Below are 16,003 nucleotides of genomic sequence, written 5' to 3'. Positions count from 1 at the left end.
ACCGGCCCCGCCCCTCAGCCCTTCGGCATCACCGGCGTCGGCCGGTCGCTCGTCCGCTGGAGCGCCAGCGGGATGGACTCCTGGATCCCGCGCGCCGACAGCGACGCGATCTCCACCCAGCCCTCGCTCGCCGCCTCGAGCGCGGCGAGCAGGTCGTCGATGCGCTTGTTGATCGCGTTATAGGCGATGACCGCGGGGATCGCGGCGAACAGGCCGATCGCGGTCGCGATGAGCGCCTCGCCGATGGCCGGGGCGACGACGGGCAGCGACGCGCTCTTCTGCTGACCGATGCGGAGGAACGCGTCCATGATCCCGTAGACGGTGCCGAACAGGCCGATGAACGGCGACGCCGCCGCGATCGACGAGAGCGTCGGCATGAGCGAGCTCGCCCGCTGCGTCTCGGTCACGATCGCGCGCTTCGCGATCGACTCGAGGAGCTTGCCCGTCCCGGCGCGGCGGCTGAGCTCCAGCACCACGCGGGCGCCCGGCGCGTCCGCGTGACGCTGCGCGAGCGCGAACAGCTGATCGGGCGAGTGGGCGTGCGCCGACTCATGCTCGAACCGCGCCTGCTGCGCCGAGAGCCGGGCCAGCTGGAGGACCTTGAGGACGGCGATCACCCAGACGAGGATGGCCGCGAAGATCAGCAGCCAGACCACCAGGAAGACGGGACCGGAGGCGTGGAGGATCAGGGAGACGGGATCGAGCTTGATCGGGACCGCCGTCGCCGCCTCGGGGGCGCTTTGCAGGAAGGCCATTTCGATCTCTTCGGGTCAGGGAATCGGCTCGTCGGGGATCCGCGCGCGCGGCCCCGTACAGTGCAGTTTGCGGCCGCGGCCCCCTCTCACCTGGAAGCGCGGCCGTGGCCCTCTTCACATCGTCGAGCGCCGGCGCGCGGCGCTCAGTCCGCCAGCAGGATGTCGACCTTCCGGTCGCGCGCCCAGCCCTCTTCGTCCGTGCCGGTCGCCTCGAACTCGCCCTTCGACGAGGTCGCGATGCGGCCCTGATCGAGGCCCTTCTTGGCGAGGTACTCCGCGACGCTGCCGGCGCGCTTCTGGCCGAGGCCCAGGTTGTACTCCGTCTCCCCGCGGGGATCGGCGTGGCCGATGAGCTTCATCCCCTTGCCCTTGAGCGGACCCGAGACGAAGCAGCGCGCGAGCGCGTCGAGCGCGCCCGCCGCCTCGCCCTCGATGGCCGTCGAGTCGAACGCGAAGCGGGCCGTCGGCAGATCGCCGCAGGCCTTGAGGATCTTGTCGTCGATGCGGATGGACCCGCTCGTCGGCTTGGCGGTGTCCTGCTTCGGGGCGGGCGCCGCGGTGTTCGCCACCGGAGGGGGCGCGACGGTGCCGCCGACATTCGCCGGCGGCTGCGGATCGGAGCCGCAGCCGGCCGCGAAGGCCGCGAGGGGCGCCGAGACCACGAGGATCAACGCAGGCAGTTTTGTCATGGGCATGCCGTTACCACGCCGGGGGGCGCGTTGCAGCATTTTGAGCGGCCGCCGGCGAGCCGGCGCGCCGGGACGACGGCCATTCCTGTAAAGTGCCGCGGATGCATCGCCGGACCCCGGCACGGGAATATTTGGGGCACCAACGAAACGTCCCGCCTCGCGCCGCCCGTGGCGCCCTCCATGCGCTCGGCGCCGCGCTCCTCTCGCTCGGCGCCGCGGCGGCGGTCGCGGCCCCCGGCGCGGCGCGGGCCGAGGCGCCGGTGCGGCGCACGTTCTTCCGGCTGCCCTCGTCGAACGGGTTCGGCGCGGTGCTCCTCGATCTGGGCGCGGCGAGGCTCACCCACTTCCGCGAGCACCTGTTCGCCACCGAGGAGCCGCTCCTCGACGAGCGCGGCGCGGAGGTCTGGGTCGGCAACCAGCCGCAGGCCGTGGCCACGCGCGACCTGCTCTACGACGCGTACTTCGGGCTGCGCTCCGACGGCAGGCAGCGCTGGCTGACCGACGTCCCGGTCGATCTCGACGCGAGCGGCTACGCCGGTTGGACCGGCGGGGAGCGCGGCGGCACGGGCGTCGTCACGATGGTCCAGCGGGTCGGCAACCTCGAGTGCGCGCAGTTCTTCTTCGCGCCGCAGGGCCTCGCGCAGGCGGGGTTCGTGATGGCGATGCGCGTCGAGAACCGGGGCGAGGTGCCGGCGGAGGGCGTGTCGGCGTTCTCGCTGCACAACTTCCACCTCGGCTTCGGGCGCCCGGGCGTGATGGCCGACATCGGCGAGTCGGGCGAGACCGTCGCCTACGACGCGAGCGACGGCCGGCGCGACTTCCTCGAGCGCGCCTTCGCCGGCGTGGTCGTCGCCCGCGCGCTCGAGCCCGTCGCGCGCCACGGCGCGTCGAGCGCGAGCAGCCCGGCGGACCTCAACGTCTACCGGATCGTCGCGGGCGGCGCCGTCGCCGACCTGCCGGACCTCGAGGGGGCCGCGCCGACCTCGGACGGCTCGGTGAGCGCGTTCCAGTGGGACCTCGGCAGCATCGCGCCCGGCGAGGCGCGGTGGGTCGGCGTGGCGTTCGCGCACCACGGCGACCCCTCGGGCGCGGCGGATCCGCGCGTACAGGGCGCCCTCGACGCGTACGTCGGCGACAAGGGCGCGGCGGAGGTGGTCGCGGGCGAGATCGCCGCGTACCGCGCGTTCCAGGGCGCGGTGAAGGTGCCGCCCACGGCGACGCCCGAGGAGACGGCGCTGCTCCGGCAATCGGCCGTGATGCTCCGGATGGCGCAGTCCCGCGAGAGCCACGCGTTCCTGCGCGAGCACCTGACGCGCGACCAGGAGCCGCGCGCCACGCGCTTCGGCACGACGGTCGGCGGCGAGCCCGCGGCGTTGCCGGCGACCGTCGCCCACCGCGGCCGCGGCGCGGTGCTCGCGAGCCTCCCGCCGGGCGAGTGGACGGTCGCCTGGATCCGCGACGGCGCCTACGCCACGGTGGCGATGGCGGCCCTCGGCATGCAGACCGAGGCGCGCGACGCGCTGAGCTACTACCTCGACGCGGAGGCGGGGCGCTTCCAGCGCTGGAACGAGCTCGCGTCGTACGACATGCCGCCCTACCAGATGAGCCTCGTGCGCTATCACGGCTTCGGGGTCGAGGAGACCGACGTCAACGATTTCGGCCCGAACCTCGAGTTCGACGGGTTCGGCCTGTTCCTCTGGGCGCTGCGCCGCTACGAGGAGCTCACCGGCGACACGGCCTTCGTGGACGAGCGCTGGGCCGAAGCGTCGGCGAAGGTCGCGGACGCGCTCGTCGCGCTCATCGACCCGGACACCGGCCTCGTCCGGAAGGACTCGTCGATCTGGGAGACCCACTGGAACGGGCGCGAGCGCTCCTTCGCGTACACGAGCATCACCGCGGCGCGCGGCCTGTGCGACGCGGCGGACATCGCGGCGCGGCGCGGCGAGGCGGAGCGGGCCGCGGGGTACCGCGACGCCGCGAACCGGCTGCGCGCCGCGATCGCCGCGCGGCTCACGGACGCCTCGGGCGCGCTCGCCGCGAGCCTGGAGGAGCTCGAGGCGGGCGCGGGCTACTGGGACGCGGCGGTGCTCGAGGGGATCGCGATGGGCCTGTTCGATCCGCGGGGCCGCATCGCCGCCGCCACGCTCGCCGGGCTCGACGAGCACCTGCGCGTCCCCGCGGGCGCCGGGTGGTCCCGGAACGACGATCGCTTCGATCACGCCGGCGCGAGCGACCTGAGCCCCTGGGGCAGCGAGTACGACAGCGCCGAGTGGGTCGTGACCGATCTGCGCGGCGCGGTCGCCGCGCGGCTCATGGGGGACGAGGCGCGCTCGGACCGGCTGCTCCGGTGGGTGCTCGACCAGTCGTCCGCGAACTACCTCGCGATCGCGGAGACCTATGACGAGACGAGCGGCGCCTACAAGTTCAACGCGCCGATGATCGGGTTCGGCGCGGGCGTCTACGCGCTCGCGCTCGCGGCGCGCGACGGGCTGGCCGTCGGGCCGGCGTGCGGCGCGTACTTCGATGAGGGGCCCACCGATGTGACGGGGGCCGGGGGCGGCCCCTCGAGCGGCAGCGCCGGCTACGGCGGGGCGGGCGCCGGAGGCGCGGGCGCTGCGGGCGCCGGAGGCGCGGGCGCTGCGGGCGCCGGAGGCGCAGGCGCTGCGGGCGCCGGAGGCGCAGGCGCTGCGGGCGCCGGAGGCGGTGACGGCGGCGGTGGCAACGGCGGCGGAGGCGGCAACGGCGGCGGCGGCATCCAGGACGACGCCGGCTGCGGCTGTCGCCTCGCGACCGCGGAGGGCGCGGCGCGCTGGCCGCTGCTCGCGGCGGGCGTGGCCGCAGCCGTCATCGCGCGACGGCGGCGCGGGAGGGCGCGGCGCTGACGCTCGCCGGGCGCGCGCGGCGCTGACGCTCGCCCAGAGCGCCTCGCGGGTTACTCCTCGCTCTGGTCCGCCTGTCGCTCCGGCTGCGCGGCGGCGGGCGGCGGGGTGCCGGCGACGGCGGCGGCCATCGCGTCGGTGAGCGACACGGGCGGCGCGGGCCGCGGCGCCTCTTCGGACGCGGGCGGCGCGGGCGGCGGCGCCGGCGGGCGCGCCGGCCGGGCGCGGGCCCCGACGCGGACGCCGCGCGCGCGCCTGCCGCGGCGAGGGCGCGGACGCCTGCGCTGGCGGCCGTGCGGGCGTCCGCGCCGGAGGCCGCGCTCGCCCCGGCCCTGGCCGCGGCGGCCGGCGCCGGCGCCGCGCCGCGCTCCGCTGCGCCAGCCTCGCCGGACCCAGGCGCCAGCGCCTCGCGCCCGCGCGGCGCTGCGCCGGGCTGCCCGGGCGCATCGGCCGGCGCGCTCACCTCGCGCGCGATCTCCCCGGCCCGGGAGACGCCGCGCTGCGCGGCGGGCAGCAGAGCGTCCTCCGGCGCGCGGGGCCGCTGGCGGGCGACCAGCGCGACCAGGACGGCGATCGCCAGCGCGCCGGCCGCCGACGCCGCCACGAGCGCGCCCACGCGGGCCCGGTGCCGCGCCCCCGAGGGCGCCGCGACCGGCGCGAGCGCGCCGTAGACCCGCAGCACGTCGTTCACGCTCGGCGGCGCATCGACCGCGACCGGCATCGACGCCGCGACCCGCCCCGCCGCCAGCCCGGTCACGCCCGCCGGAGCGGCAGGGCCGCCCCCGGACGGCGGCGAGCTCGCCGCCGGCGCCGCCGCCGTCCTCGGGGCGGGATCGGTCGCGAGGACCGACTTCAGGGCGAGCGACCGGAGATCCATCATCGTCGGGTCATCGTCGTGCCGCGGCACCGGGGGCGCGCTCGATCGCCGGAGCGGGGGGGGCGGCCGGATCGAGCGCGCCGCGGCGCCCGCCGCCGGCAGCCCGGCCGTGCCCCTCCCCCGCGCGCCGAGCATCGCGCTGCCGCAGACGCGGCACTCGATCGCAGCCCCGCCGCGCGCGCCGCCCGAGACCGTGGTGACGATTCCGCAGACTTCGCAGTAGACGTCCATGAGCCCCCCGCAGGCCTCGCACCGTGACGGCGCCGAGAGCCCGCCACGTCGGATTTTGTGATCTTAATTACATCGAGAGTATGGCGTGCTCGGGCCGGCCGTGCATGGGGTGTCCCCGGGAATCGAGCGCGGGACGCGCGATGGGTTGTCATCCTGGACGGTCGAGGAGGTTGCGCGAACCGTCCTGGACCGAAGGGTTCCCGGGTGGGCGCTTGCGATGCCTGCCTCTGAGCCGCTGTGGTAAGAGCCGCGCTTCGATGTGGTCGGGAGCGGGCCGGAGGTCCGCTCGACGGGGTCGGGGCTCCCTGCCGGGGGTCACGCTGACATGGGTCTGGGGGCCGCGTCCGGCCTCCGAAGCGCCCGGAGGAGTTCGAGAATGGGTCTCAGCGAAACGCTGCTCGATGCGAACAAGAAATCGCAGGTCATCGCCGACTGCTGCACGCTGGTCGACGAGGAGGTGGCTTCGAAGGGCGGGCTCTCCGGCCTGGCGGTCAAGGCCGGCTACGCGGCCGTGAAGGGCATCAAGCCCGGCTTCATCGCCCAGGTGGTCGAGAAGCTCCTGCCCGAGTTCGCCGCGAAGCTCGATCCCGTCTGGGCCGAGGCCACGCGCAGCGGCAACGCGAGCTCGTACCTGACCACGAACCGCTCGCGGGTCGCCGACGCGCTCCTCAGCGTCACCGACGAGAAGGCGAAGACGTCGACGAGCGGCGTGGTGCGCGGCACCTACGAGAAGCTGCGCGGCTCGGCGAAGAAGAACGTCGAGGACGCCGTCCCCCGCCTGGCCCAGCTGATCCAGAAGCACGCGTCCTGAGCCGCCCGGCGCAGCAGGCCCGCGCCGGCCTGCTGCGCGCCGCTGCGCCGCCGGCGCGCCTCGTGAGAGCGGGAGATGTCGGGGGACGGGGGAGCGCTCCGCGCGCCGGCTGAGCCGGCGCGCCGAATCGTGCGCGGGATGTCCGGGGAGCGCTCCGCGCGCGGCTCAGTCGGGCGCGCCGAAGCTCCGCGCGAAGAGCTCGCGGATGGCCTCGCGGCCGGCGTCGTTGAGATCCTGCGTGCCGATGCCGGCGAAATTCTCGCTGATGATGCTCGGCTGTCGCGCGATCTCCCAGGCCGTGCCGCTCCAGCGGAACCAGCCGCGCTTCTCCTGATCGTAGACGAACAGCGGCTTCTTCCAGAGCCGCGCGAGCTCCGCGCCCCAGCCGGTGCCGCCGCGCACCGTGCCGTCGTCCTGGAGCGTCCCCACGACGAAGACCTGGCTGGCCGCGTTGATCTGGTGCCAGATCGTCTGGAGGATGTTGCGCACGAGCGGGATCTCGCTCAGCACGCGGCCGAGGCGCCGCGACACGTAGACGAGGCTGAAGTCGCCCTTGCGCAGCTCGTCGTCCCCGAGCACGACCACGCCCCGCTGGCGCTCGAGGAGCCGGTGGCCCTCGAAGCTGTAGTTCAGCTCCTGCACCCCGTACCGCTCGGCGCACGCGCCGAACTCGGCCTCGGCCCCCTTGGCCCCGCCCGAGTGCAGGCGGAACTTCCGCGGGTCCTTCGGCCGCTCCGAGGGGGGGCGCACGTCCTCGTCGATGACCCGCATCGAGTGGGGATCGAGGCGCAGGTGGAGATCGGCGAGGTCCTTGTTGCCGTGGTCCTTGAGCAGCCGCAGGCGGACGACGTCGCGCTCCGGCTGGAGGTAGACGACCACGCTGAGGTGGCGCTCGACCTTCTCCAGCGCCGCCGGCAGCTTGCCCGGGGCGCCCGCCTCGTCGACCTGCGCCGCGATCCAGACCTCGGCGGAGCGCTCCTTGGCGAGGCGGCCGAGCGCCTCCATCGCCTGCTCGGACGCGACCGCCACGTCGAAGCCGTCGACGATGATCACGTCGGGCTCGAAGTGGGCGACGCCGCGCGCGAACGCCACCGTCTCGAGCATCTTCTCGACCCACAGCCGCGCCGCCTGCTCGGGCGAGTCGGGCGACGCCTTCACGTGGCCGAGGTGCGAGTAGATCTGCCGGTGCCGCTCGACCTCGAGCCGGACGGCCTCGGGCTCCTCGAGCCGCATCGACTGCGCGAGGTCGTGGAAGATCTCGTCGTAGTAGGCGCGGACGTGGTCGACCGCGTTCTCGTGCGAGATGTGCAGGACCCTGCGATCCCGGAGCAGATCGTCGAGCGCGATCTGCACGAGCAACGCCGTCTTGCCCACGCCGGGCCGAGAGACGATGACGCCGACGTTGCCGCGGCCCAGGCCGCCGTGCATCGACCCCTCGAAGACCCGCATCGGGCTCCGCTCGTTCACCTCTTTGCGGTACATGCCCACCCCCCTCACTTGGCCTTCTTGGCCTGCTCCTCCCGGTACTTCTTGATGAGCTCCTCCGAGAGCGCCGCCGGAAGGGGAGCATAGCGCGAGAACTCCATCGTGAACTCGGCTTTGCCCTGGGTCGCAGAACGAAGGACGGTCGAGAAGCCGAACATGTCGGACAGGGGCACCTCCGCCTCGACGCGGCAGAAGCCGTCCGCCTCGGTCGAACCGACGATGATGCCGCGCCGCTGCATGAGGATGCCGACGATGCCGCCCTGGAACTCGCCCGGCCCCTCGACGGCGACCTTCATCAGCGGCTCCAGGATCTGCGGGCCGGCCTTGGGGTACGTCTCGCGCCAGGCGCCGCGCGCGGCCTCCTGGAAGGCGATGTCGGACGAGTCGACCGAGTGGGCCGCGCCGTCGTTCAGCGTGACGGACACGCCCGTGACCGGCGCGCCGATGAGCTGCCCCTTCGGGAGCATCGACTGGAAGCCCTTGTCGACCGCTGGGATGAACTCGCGCGGGATCGCGCCGCCGACGACCTGATCGTCGAACCGGTACGGCGCCTCGGTCCACGGCTCGATGTAGCCGCCGACCTTGCCGTACTGGCCCGAGCCGCCGGTCTGCTTCTTGTGCGTGTAGTTGAAGTCGACCTTGCGCGTGATCGTCTCGCGGTAGGCGACGCGCGGCGGGCTCGTGACGACCTCGGCCGAGTACTCGCGCTTCATGCGCTCGATGTAGACGTCGAGGTGGAGCTCGCCCATGCCCTGGATGATCGTCTCGCCGCTCTCCGGATCCGCCCCGACGCGGAACGTCGGGTCCTCCTTCGTGAAGCGGCGCAGCGCCTTCGACATGTTCGCCTGGGCCTTGTTGTCCTTGGGCGTCACGGTCAGCGAGATGACCGGGTCGGGCACGTGCATCGACGTCATCGCGACGCTCAGGGTCCCGTCCGTGAAGGTGTCCCCGGAGTTGCAGTCGATGCCGAACATCGCGACGATGTCGCCCGCGCCCGCGCCCTCGATGTCCTCCATCTCGTCGGCGTGCATGCGGACGAGCCGGCCGACCTTGTGGCGCTTGCCCGTGCGGGTGTTCGTGATCTCGATCCCGCGGGACACGCTGCCCTGGTAGACCCGGAGGTACGTGAGCTGGCCGAAGCGGCCATCCTCGAGCTTGAACGCGAGCATCACGAGCGGCTTCTCCGAGTCGCTCGTCAGGGCGACCTCGGCCTCGTCCTTGTCGAGATCGACGGCCTTGTTCGTGATGTCGCCCGGGTTCGGGAGGTAGCGGGTCACCGCGTCGAGCAGGACCTGCACGGCCTTGTTCTTGTAGGCCGACCCCATCATCACCGGCACGATCTGGAGCTTCACGGTCGCCTCGCGGATCGTCCTGTGCAGGAGCTCCTCGGTGACGCGCTCCTCGAGGATCGCCTCGGTGAGCTCGTCCGAGTACATCGAGAGCGCGTCGAGCATCTCCTCGCGCGCCGCCTTCACCTCGTCCGCCATGTCGGCCGGGACGTCGCCGATGAGGATCTTCTCGCCGTTCGAGCCCTCGAACCGGTAGGACTTCATCGTGACGAGGTCGACGACGCCCTCGAACTTGTCCTCGAGCCCGATCGGCAGCTGCAGGAGGACCGGGTTCAGGTTGAGCTTCTCGCGCAGCTGCGCGCGGACCCGCAGCGGGTTCGCGCCGGCGCGGTCGCACTTGTTCACGAACGCGATGCGCGGGACGCCGTAGCGGCGCATCTGGCGGTCGACGGTGAGCGACTGGCTCTGCACGCCGGCGACGGCGCAGAGCACCAGGATCGCCCCGTCGAGCACGCGCATCGCGCGCTCGACCTCGATCGTGAAGTCCACGTGCCCGGGCGTGTCGATCACGTTGATCTGGTGCCCGCTCCAGAAGCAGTGCGTCGCCGCGGACTGGATGGTGATCCCGCGCTCGCGCTCGAGATCCATCGAGTCCATCTTCGCGCCGACGCCGTCCTTGCCCTTGACGTCGTGGATGGCGTGGATCCGCTTGGTGTAGAACAGGATGCGCTCGGTCAGCGTCGTCTTGCCCGAATCGATGTGGGCGCTGATCCCGATGTTGCGCAGCTTGGACAGATCGCTGATCACAGAAGGCTCCCCGCCGCGCACCCGTGAGGGCGTGCCCGTGGAGGGCGTGCGGCACGCAATGAACATCAGCCGGGCGGGCGCACTCTTGCGATCGCCCAGTCAGAAATTCGGCGCGGCTCTTAATTCGGCCCCATCCTAAGCGCCAGGGGGAAAATGATCCTCCGCGATCATTTCAACTACTTGGCCTGGATCCTGGAAAGCCCGACGGTCTCGTCCCACTCCGGTCCGTAGCCGTCGTAGTGGATGCGGTAGCGCTCCTGCCCCACGATGCCGGTGACGACGGCCGGGTACATCTGCCCGTGCCACTCGACGCGCACCCTGTCGCCGATCTTGTACAGGTTGGTCTGCGAGGCCTGCAGCCCCTTGCTCCGGACCTTCGGCGGCGGCGGAGGGTGGACGACGTCCCGGTCGACGAAGCCGCGGATCCGCTCTCGCGGTACAACTTCATCCCAGATGTCATCGTACCCCTGGTAGTGGACCTTGAACTTCGTCGGGCCCACGACCTCGATGACCTTGGCCGGGTAGTCGTTCCCCTCCCACGACACGAGGACGTCGTCGCCGATGGCGTATTGGCGCTTACAGCCCCCCAGAACCAGGGCAAAGGCCAGGAGGAGGGCCGCAGCGTGAGCGCGCGCTGCGGGCATACGTCTCGCCCGCCTTACCGCCCTCCTCGGCGCCCTGCAAGGGGGTTCGCGCCCGGGGCGCGGCGGCGTCCTGCGAGGGTCCGAGCCCGGCGCCGCCGGGGGGCGCCGGGGGGCGCCGCGGGGCAGCAGCGCGGCACGGAGGGCGCGCTTGCGTCGCCCTGCTGCGCGCCGCGCCGGTGACGCCGGGCGCTGCCGCGCGGCGCGAACCCGTGTAGAGGACGCCGATGGCCCGAGATGTTCGTCCTGGCACGGGGAGCCTCTCCCGCCCGTGCCCGTGCGGCTCGGGGCGCGCGTACCGCGAGTGCTGCGCCCCCTGCCATCTGGGGGATCGCGAGGCGCCGGACGCCGTGGCGCTGATGCGCTCGAGGTACGCCGCGTTCGCCGTCGGAGACGCCGCCTACCTCTGGCGGACGCTGCACATGGGCCACACCGACCGAGGGCGCGACAGGGACGAGGTGCTCCGCGAGCTCAAGGCGACGATCCACCACCACCGGTACCGGGGCCTGAAGATCCTCGACAGCCTGCAGGGCGGCGACTCCGCGTCGGTGCTGTTCCTCGCCAAGATCTTCGAGGCGGGCGCGGACCGCTCGTTCATCGAGCTCTCCGATTTCCTCCACGACGGCGAGGGCTGGCGCTACCTCCACGGCGTGGCCGTCCCGCGGGCCCGCATCAGCGTCCCGGCCGACGAGCTGACGATCGCGCGCTTCTCGTCGCTGGTCGCCTGACCGCGCTCCCGGCCGGGGGCGCCTCGGCCGGCCGGGAGCGCCTCGGCCGGCCGCCGCGTCTCAGCCGGCCGCCGCGCCCGAGGCGCGCGCCTCGTGCCACCCCACCGCCTCGACCACCGCGCGGTTCTTCTCCATCCACACCGCGATGCGCTCGCGCGTCGTGCGGTAGGCGTACTCCAGGATGGCGCGCCGCGCGCGCAGGTTGGCCGGGTTGTGGAGGAACAAGAGCGCGTCGTTCGGCGCGGGCTCGAGCACGAGGACCTGCATCTTGCCCTCGGCGAGCGTCCGCCCCACCGCCTGGTGGAGCCGCGCGTGCGCGCCGATCCGCATCGCCTGGTTGAAGATCCACAGCATGCCCTTGTCGCGCACGCTCTCGCGCACGCCGTGACCGGTCGGGACCGGGCGGTGCGCCGTGGAGACCGGCACGAGCGGGCTCACGATGATCGTGAGCTCCGCCCCGGCGGCCTGCGCGAAATCGAGGTGCGCCACGTGGCCGAGCCCGCCGTCGAGGTAGTGCCGGTGGTCGATGCGCACCGGCGAGAAGAACAGCGGCAGCGCGATCGACGCGGCGCAGGCGAGCGACACGGGGACGTCGTCGAACCCCTCGGTGCCGAAGATCACCCGCTCGCCCGAGTCGAGGTCGTACGTCGGGATGCGCAGCGTCCGCGGCATCGCGCGGAACGAGTTCGGGATGCCGCGCCGCAGGAAGAACTCGGCGAGGAACCGCTCGTAGCGATCGAGCTGGAACACGCCCGCGGGGAGCGAGTCGTTGAAGCGATCGAGCTGCTCGAAGAGGTACTGCTGCGCCGGCGCGTTCGGGGTCGCGTCGCCCCGGGTCGAGAGCCGGACGATGGCGTGACGGAGCGCGACCAGGCTGGTGGTGAGCGCGCGGCGCCACTCGCCGACGTCGAGGTGGAGGAGGTGGCCGCGCTCCAGCGGGAAGAAGTTGTCGACCGGATCGAGCAGGGCGCGGTAGAGCCGCTCGGTCGGGATGCCGCCGGCGAGGGCCGCGGCCACCGCGGCGCCGCTGCCGTGCCCGAGGTAGAGCGAGAAGCTCTGGTTGTCGATCCCCTCGACCCCGTCCTCGAGGGCCGCGAGCGCCCCGATCTGGTAGAGCGCGCCGGTCAGGCCGCCCCCCGGGAGGCAGAGGCTCACGCGGGCCCGCCTCGCCTCGCGGCGAGGGGCCGCGCGGCCCCCGCCGTTCGCTTCCACGGTCTCCGGGGCGCGGCCTTCGCCGTCCCCCGCTGCGATCTGCGCGGCTCGGCTCGCGCCGCCGCCTTGGCTCTCGAACGCCGGCATCATCGGAGGTCCTCTTCCCTCGCGCGGGCCGCCCCCTCGGCGCGGTTGCCGAGGGCGCAGGCGAGCGCAGTCAACACAAGCGCGCAGGCGGAGCTCACCGCCACGAGCCACCCCGGGATCGACGCGATCTCCGGCAGCGCCGCGCCGGAAGCGGCGGGCACCTCGAAGGCCGGGTCCGCGCCCCCGGCGGAGAGGAGCGCGAAGCACTGGATCGCGTTGTAGGTCCCGTGCATCACGATGGGCGGCAGCAGCGAGCCGCTCGCGACCCGGACGACGCCGAGGGCCGCGCCGAAGAGCGCGATCGGCAAGAGCTTCTGCCACTCGCCGTGGGCCGCGCCGAAGAGCGCGGCCGTGGTCGCGACCACGACCGGGGCGCCGTGCACGAGGCGCATCGGGCGGGCGAGCGCCCCGCGGAAGAAGGCCTCCTCCAGGGCGGGGCCGAGCGCGATGAAGATGAGGCCGAACGCGATCCGATCGAGCGCGCTCGCCTCCACGAAGGCCTGCACGAGCCGGGCGTCGCTGATCCCCGACGGGAAGCGCCGCTCGATGGCCTCGTAGAGGGCGGTGACGGGCGGCTCGAGCGCGAAGCCGAGCGCGACCGCGAGCGGGTAGAACGCCGCGTGCGTCCCGCGCACCCCGAGGAGCTCGCGGGCCTTCGCGCGCGGCGCGTGGACGCGGCGCACGCCGAGGAGCCCGAGGAGGTACGCCGCGGCCTGGCACGCGAAGCTGCCCACCACGTCGAGCCTCGGCGCCGGCGGCGGCGAGCCGGCCGCGCCGCCCGGCGCCGGCCGGAGCAGGGCGAGCACGCCGAGCAGGCACACGAAGACGAAGGTGACGGCCGCCGTCCAGCCGGCCGCCGCGAGGACCGGCATCGGTCGCTCGCCGCGGCCGCGATGGACGAGCGGGCCCTTCGCTCCGTCGCTGGGCGGAGGCTCGGCGGTGCTGCGCGGATCGCTCATCGACCTCGCAGATGAGGCAGCACACCCCGCTTCACGACGGTGTCCGTGGAGAGGCGATCGTTCGTCTCCGGGTAGTCGATGGTCGAGTGCAGCCCCCGGCTCTCGTGCCGGGCGGCGGCGCAGCCGACGATGAGCTCCGCCACGGTGGCGATGTTGCGCAGCTCGAGCAGATCCCGCGTGACGAGGTGCTTCCAGTAGTACTCGCGGATCTCCTCCTGGAGCAGGGCGATCCGCCGGGCGGCGCGGCGGAGGCGGGCGTCGGACCGGACGATGCCGACGTAGTTCCACATGGTCCGGCGCAGCTCGTCCCAGTTGTGGGCGACGACGACCTCCTCGTCGCTCGCGACCGCGTTGCCGGCCTGCCACTCGGGGACCGACGGGAACGGGCTCTGCCGGAGCTCGTCGATCTGCGTGGACAGGCGCGCGGCCGCGCGGTGGCCGAAGACGAGCCCCTCGAGCAGCGAGTTCGAGGCGAGCCGGTTCGCGCCGTGGAGGCCGGTGCACGTGCACTCGCCGATCGCCCAGAGGCCGGGGATCGTCGTCCTGCCGTAGAGGTCGGTGGTGACGCCGCCGCACATGTAGTGGGCGGCCGGCACCACGGGGATCGGCTGCGCGGTGATGTCGATGCCGTAGCGGAGGCACTGCGCGTAGATGGTCGGGAAGTGCTCTCGGACGAAGCTGGCCGGCCGGTGGGTGATGTCGAGCAGCACGTAGTCCGAGCCGGTCCGCTTCATCTCGAAGTCGATGGCGCGCGCCACGATGTCGCGCGGCGCGAGGTCCTTGCGCGGATCGTGGCTCGCCATGAAGGCCGTGCCGTCCGGCAGGCGGAGGATGGCGCCCTCGCCGCGCAGCGCCTCGCTGACGAGGAAGCTCTTCGCCTCCGGGTGGAACAGGCACGTCGGATGGAACTGGTAGAACTCCATGTTCGCGATCTCGGCGCCGGCGCGGTAGGCCATGGCGACGCCGTCGCCCGTCGCGACGTCGGGGTTCGTCGTGTAGAGGTAGACCTTGCCCGCGCCGCCGGTGGCGAGCACGGTCGCCCGCGCGAGGTAGGTCTCGACGACGTGTGGCTTCGAGGCGGGGCGGTGGCGGGGCGCGGGCCGCTCCGAGTCGCGCGGCCGCGGCGCCGGGTTCAGCGCGGCGTCGGTCTCGTCGAGCACGTAGGCGCCGGCGCAGACGTCCGGCCCGCCGAAGCGGGAGAGCGGGATCAGGTCGATCGCCGTGTGGTGCTCGGCGAAGCGGATGTTCGGGTTCTGCCGGGCCTGCTCGAGGAGCGCGCGCTCGATCTCGAGGCCGGTGGCGTCGGCGGCGTGCACGATCCGCCGCGCGGAGTGCCCGCCCTCGCGCCCGAGGCGCACCTGACCGTTCTCGTGGTCGAACTGGGCGCCCCGCGCGATGAGCTCGCGCACCCGCTCGGGGCCTTCGCGCGCGCAGATCTCGACGACCACGTCGTGGCAGAGGCCCGCGCCCGCCTCGAGGGTGTCGGCGATGTGCGCCTCGGGGGAGTCGTCCGGCGCGAAGACCGCGGCGATGCCTCCCTGAGCGTATTTCGTGTTGGACTCGTCGCGCGAGCGCTTGGTGACGACGATCACCTCGCCGTGCTCGGCCGCCTCGAGCGCAAATGTAAGCCCGGCTACACCGCTGCCGATAACGAGGAAATCGGTCGTAATCGCCACGGTCCGGTAGGGTAGCAGGAGCGGGGCGTGCGAAGGTAGGCCGTGGTGCGCGTCCTGCACGCGACGGCGCTGCGGGCCTGGCGTTCGGGCCGGCGCCGCGCGAGCGCGGCCGAGGCGAGCGCCGGCGTGGGCGGCGCCGCGCCGAGGGGAGCCGAGGCGAGCGCTGGCGTGGGGGCTTGTGTGAGCCGGCGCGAGGCCGATGCCGCGGGCAGGCGCGAGGCCGATGCCCTGGTCGAGGCTGGCTGCGCGTCCGCCCTCGCCCGCGAGGCGGTGGTGCGGCGTGTCTGCCGAGCAGGGGCCGGGGCCGGCAGCTCTCGTCGACGGCAAGAGCGATGTGCTGCTGGGCTGCCTTCAGCGACCGTCGGGTATCATTCGTGCTCGCCTATCTCGACCGGAGTCGCAGCCCCTCAGCTGCCGGCCACGCGCGCCGAGAGGCACGTCACTGGCTCGCGCTCGTCGCTCTCAGGAGCGCAGTCGAGCAGCAGGCTGCGTGGTGTGTCAACCTGGCGAGCGCATCAGGCGAGATGATGTCATCCGATACGCCACCATAACAGCGGTGCGGGAGACAACCCCTCCCCCGAATCCACCGGCGCCCAAGCGACGCCACGCATCAGAGCTCTCCTGTTGCTCGCACGACACCTCGACGCAGGGCCGCCGCGCCTGCATCGGTTCAAGCCTCAAGCATCCTTGCGCTCGACACGCGGTGAGCGCACGAGCCTCAGCTTGCCTCGGCGCTTGCTCGGCCTCTTCGGACCACCCGCCCCGGCAGCGGTCTTCGGCTCGCCGACAATCAGCAGCGGCTTCGGTCGGCTCTCCGATGGCGGAGCAATCTCCTCCACCGCATCTCCGCGAGCCGCACGCGCCGCGAGGCAGTGCT

General features: G+C 73.2%; 12 protein-coding genes. 3 read left to right on the top strand and 9 right to left on the bottom strand.

The genetic code is table 11. From position 1 onward, the window contains the following. Nucleotides 1-14 precede the first annotated feature (14 nt). Nucleotides 15-755 (bottom strand): MotA/TolQ/ExbB proton channel family protein, encoded by a 741-nt coding sequence (locus NQZ70_RS04620; protein WP_129573126.1) that lies wholly within the window; start codon nt 753-755, stop codon nt 15-17. A gap of 143 nt (nt 756-898) precedes the next feature. Next, a complete protein-coding gene (locus NQZ70_RS04615) occupies nt 899-1,450 on the bottom strand; it encodes an OmpA family protein (protein ID WP_237245029.1) in 552 nt (183 codons plus the stop codon). Between the two features lie 125 nt (nt 1,451-1,575). On the opposite strand from NQZ70_RS04615, the gene NQZ70_RS04610 reads away from it, so the two are divergent. Further along, nucleotides 1,576-4,326, top strand: coding sequence for a glycoside hydrolase family 15 protein (locus NQZ70_RS04610; RefSeq protein ID WP_272827800.1), 2,751 nt, complete (start codon nt 1,576-1,578; stop codon nt 4,324-4,326). On the opposite strand, the gene NQZ70_RS04605 is transcribed toward NQZ70_RS04610, so the two are convergent. Then, nucleotides 4,289-5,431 (bottom strand): hypothetical protein, encoded by a 1,143-nt coding sequence (locus tag NQZ70_RS04605; RefSeq protein WP_272827799.1) that lies wholly within the window; start codon nt 5,429-5,431, stop codon nt 4,289-4,291. The genes NQZ70_RS04610 and NQZ70_RS04605 overlap by 38 nt on opposite strands. Before the next feature lie 376 nt (nt 5,432-5,807). Between NQZ70_RS04605 and NQZ70_RS04600 the strand changes: the two genes are divergently transcribed. After that, nucleotides 5,808-6,242 (top strand): DUF6918 family protein, encoded by a 435-nt coding sequence (locus NQZ70_RS04600; protein ID WP_129573123.1) that lies wholly within the window; start codon nt 5,808-5,810, stop codon nt 6,240-6,242. Between the two features lie 165 nt (nt 6,243-6,407). Here the strand turns inward: NQZ70_RS04600 and NQZ70_RS04595 are convergent, their stop codons facing one another. From NQZ70_RS04595 to NQZ70_RS04585, 3 genes are all read right to left on the bottom strand, one after another. Further along, entirely contained in the window at nt 6,408-7,724 is a 1,317-nt protein-coding gene (locus tag NQZ70_RS04595; protein WP_129573122.1) for a hypothetical protein, read from the bottom strand. Nucleotides 7,725-7,735: 11 nt separating this feature from the next. Then, nucleotides 7,736-9,823 (bottom strand): elongation factor G, encoded by a 2,088-nt coding sequence (gene fusA, locus NQZ70_RS04590; RefSeq protein ID WP_165373784.1) that lies wholly within the window; start codon nt 9,821-9,823, stop codon nt 7,736-7,738. A gap of 176 nt (nt 9,824-9,999) precedes the next feature. Further along, nucleotides 10,000-10,467: a Tudor-knot domain-containing protein gene (locus NQZ70_RS04585; protein WP_129573121.1), complete on the bottom strand. Its 468-nt coding sequence runs from the start codon at nt 10,465-10,467 to the stop codon at nt 10,000-10,002. A 224-nt stretch (nt 10,468-10,691) separates the two neighbouring features. On the opposite strand from NQZ70_RS04585, the gene NQZ70_RS04580 reads away from it, so the two are divergent. Further along, entirely contained in the window at nt 10,692-11,192 is a 501-nt protein-coding gene (locus NQZ70_RS04580) for a YchJ family protein (RefSeq protein WP_129573120.1), read from the top strand. A 60-nt stretch (nt 11,193-11,252) separates the two neighbouring features. Here NQZ70_RS04580 and NQZ70_RS04575 read toward each other — a convergent pair whose 3' ends face one another. The 3 genes from NQZ70_RS04575 to NQZ70_RS04565 form a co-directional block, all read right to left on the bottom strand. Next, nucleotides 11,253-12,347 (bottom strand): patatin-like phospholipase family protein, encoded by a 1,095-nt coding sequence (locus tag NQZ70_RS04575; protein ID WP_237245027.1) that lies wholly within the window; start codon nt 12,345-12,347, stop codon nt 11,253-11,255. A gap of 143 nt (nt 12,348-12,490) precedes the next feature. Beyond that, nucleotides 12,491-13,450: a CPBP family intramembrane glutamic endopeptidase gene (locus tag NQZ70_RS04570; protein WP_129573118.1), complete on the bottom strand. Its 960-nt coding sequence runs from the start codon at nt 13,448-13,450 to the stop codon at nt 12,491-12,493. Continuing rightward, nucleotides 13,447-15,126 carry an L-aspartate oxidase gene (locus tag NQZ70_RS04565; RefSeq protein ID WP_129573117.1) on the bottom strand — a complete coding sequence of 560 codons (1,680 nt, stop codon included), beginning with the start codon at nt 15,124-15,126 and terminating at the stop codon, nt 13,447-13,449. Before NQZ70_RS04565 ends, NQZ70_RS04570 begins: the two co-directional genes overlap by 4 nt. Nucleotides 15,127-16,003: the final 877 nt, after the last annotated feature.

This window comes from Sorangium sp. So ce836 (genome assembly GCF_028553905.1).
Classification (GTDB): domain Bacteria; phylum Myxococcota_A; class Polyangia; order Polyangiales; family Polyangiaceae; genus Sorangium; species Sorangium cellulosum_D.
Note: the sequence above shows the minus strand (reverse complement) of the source record. Positions and strands in the feature narration are given on the sequence as shown.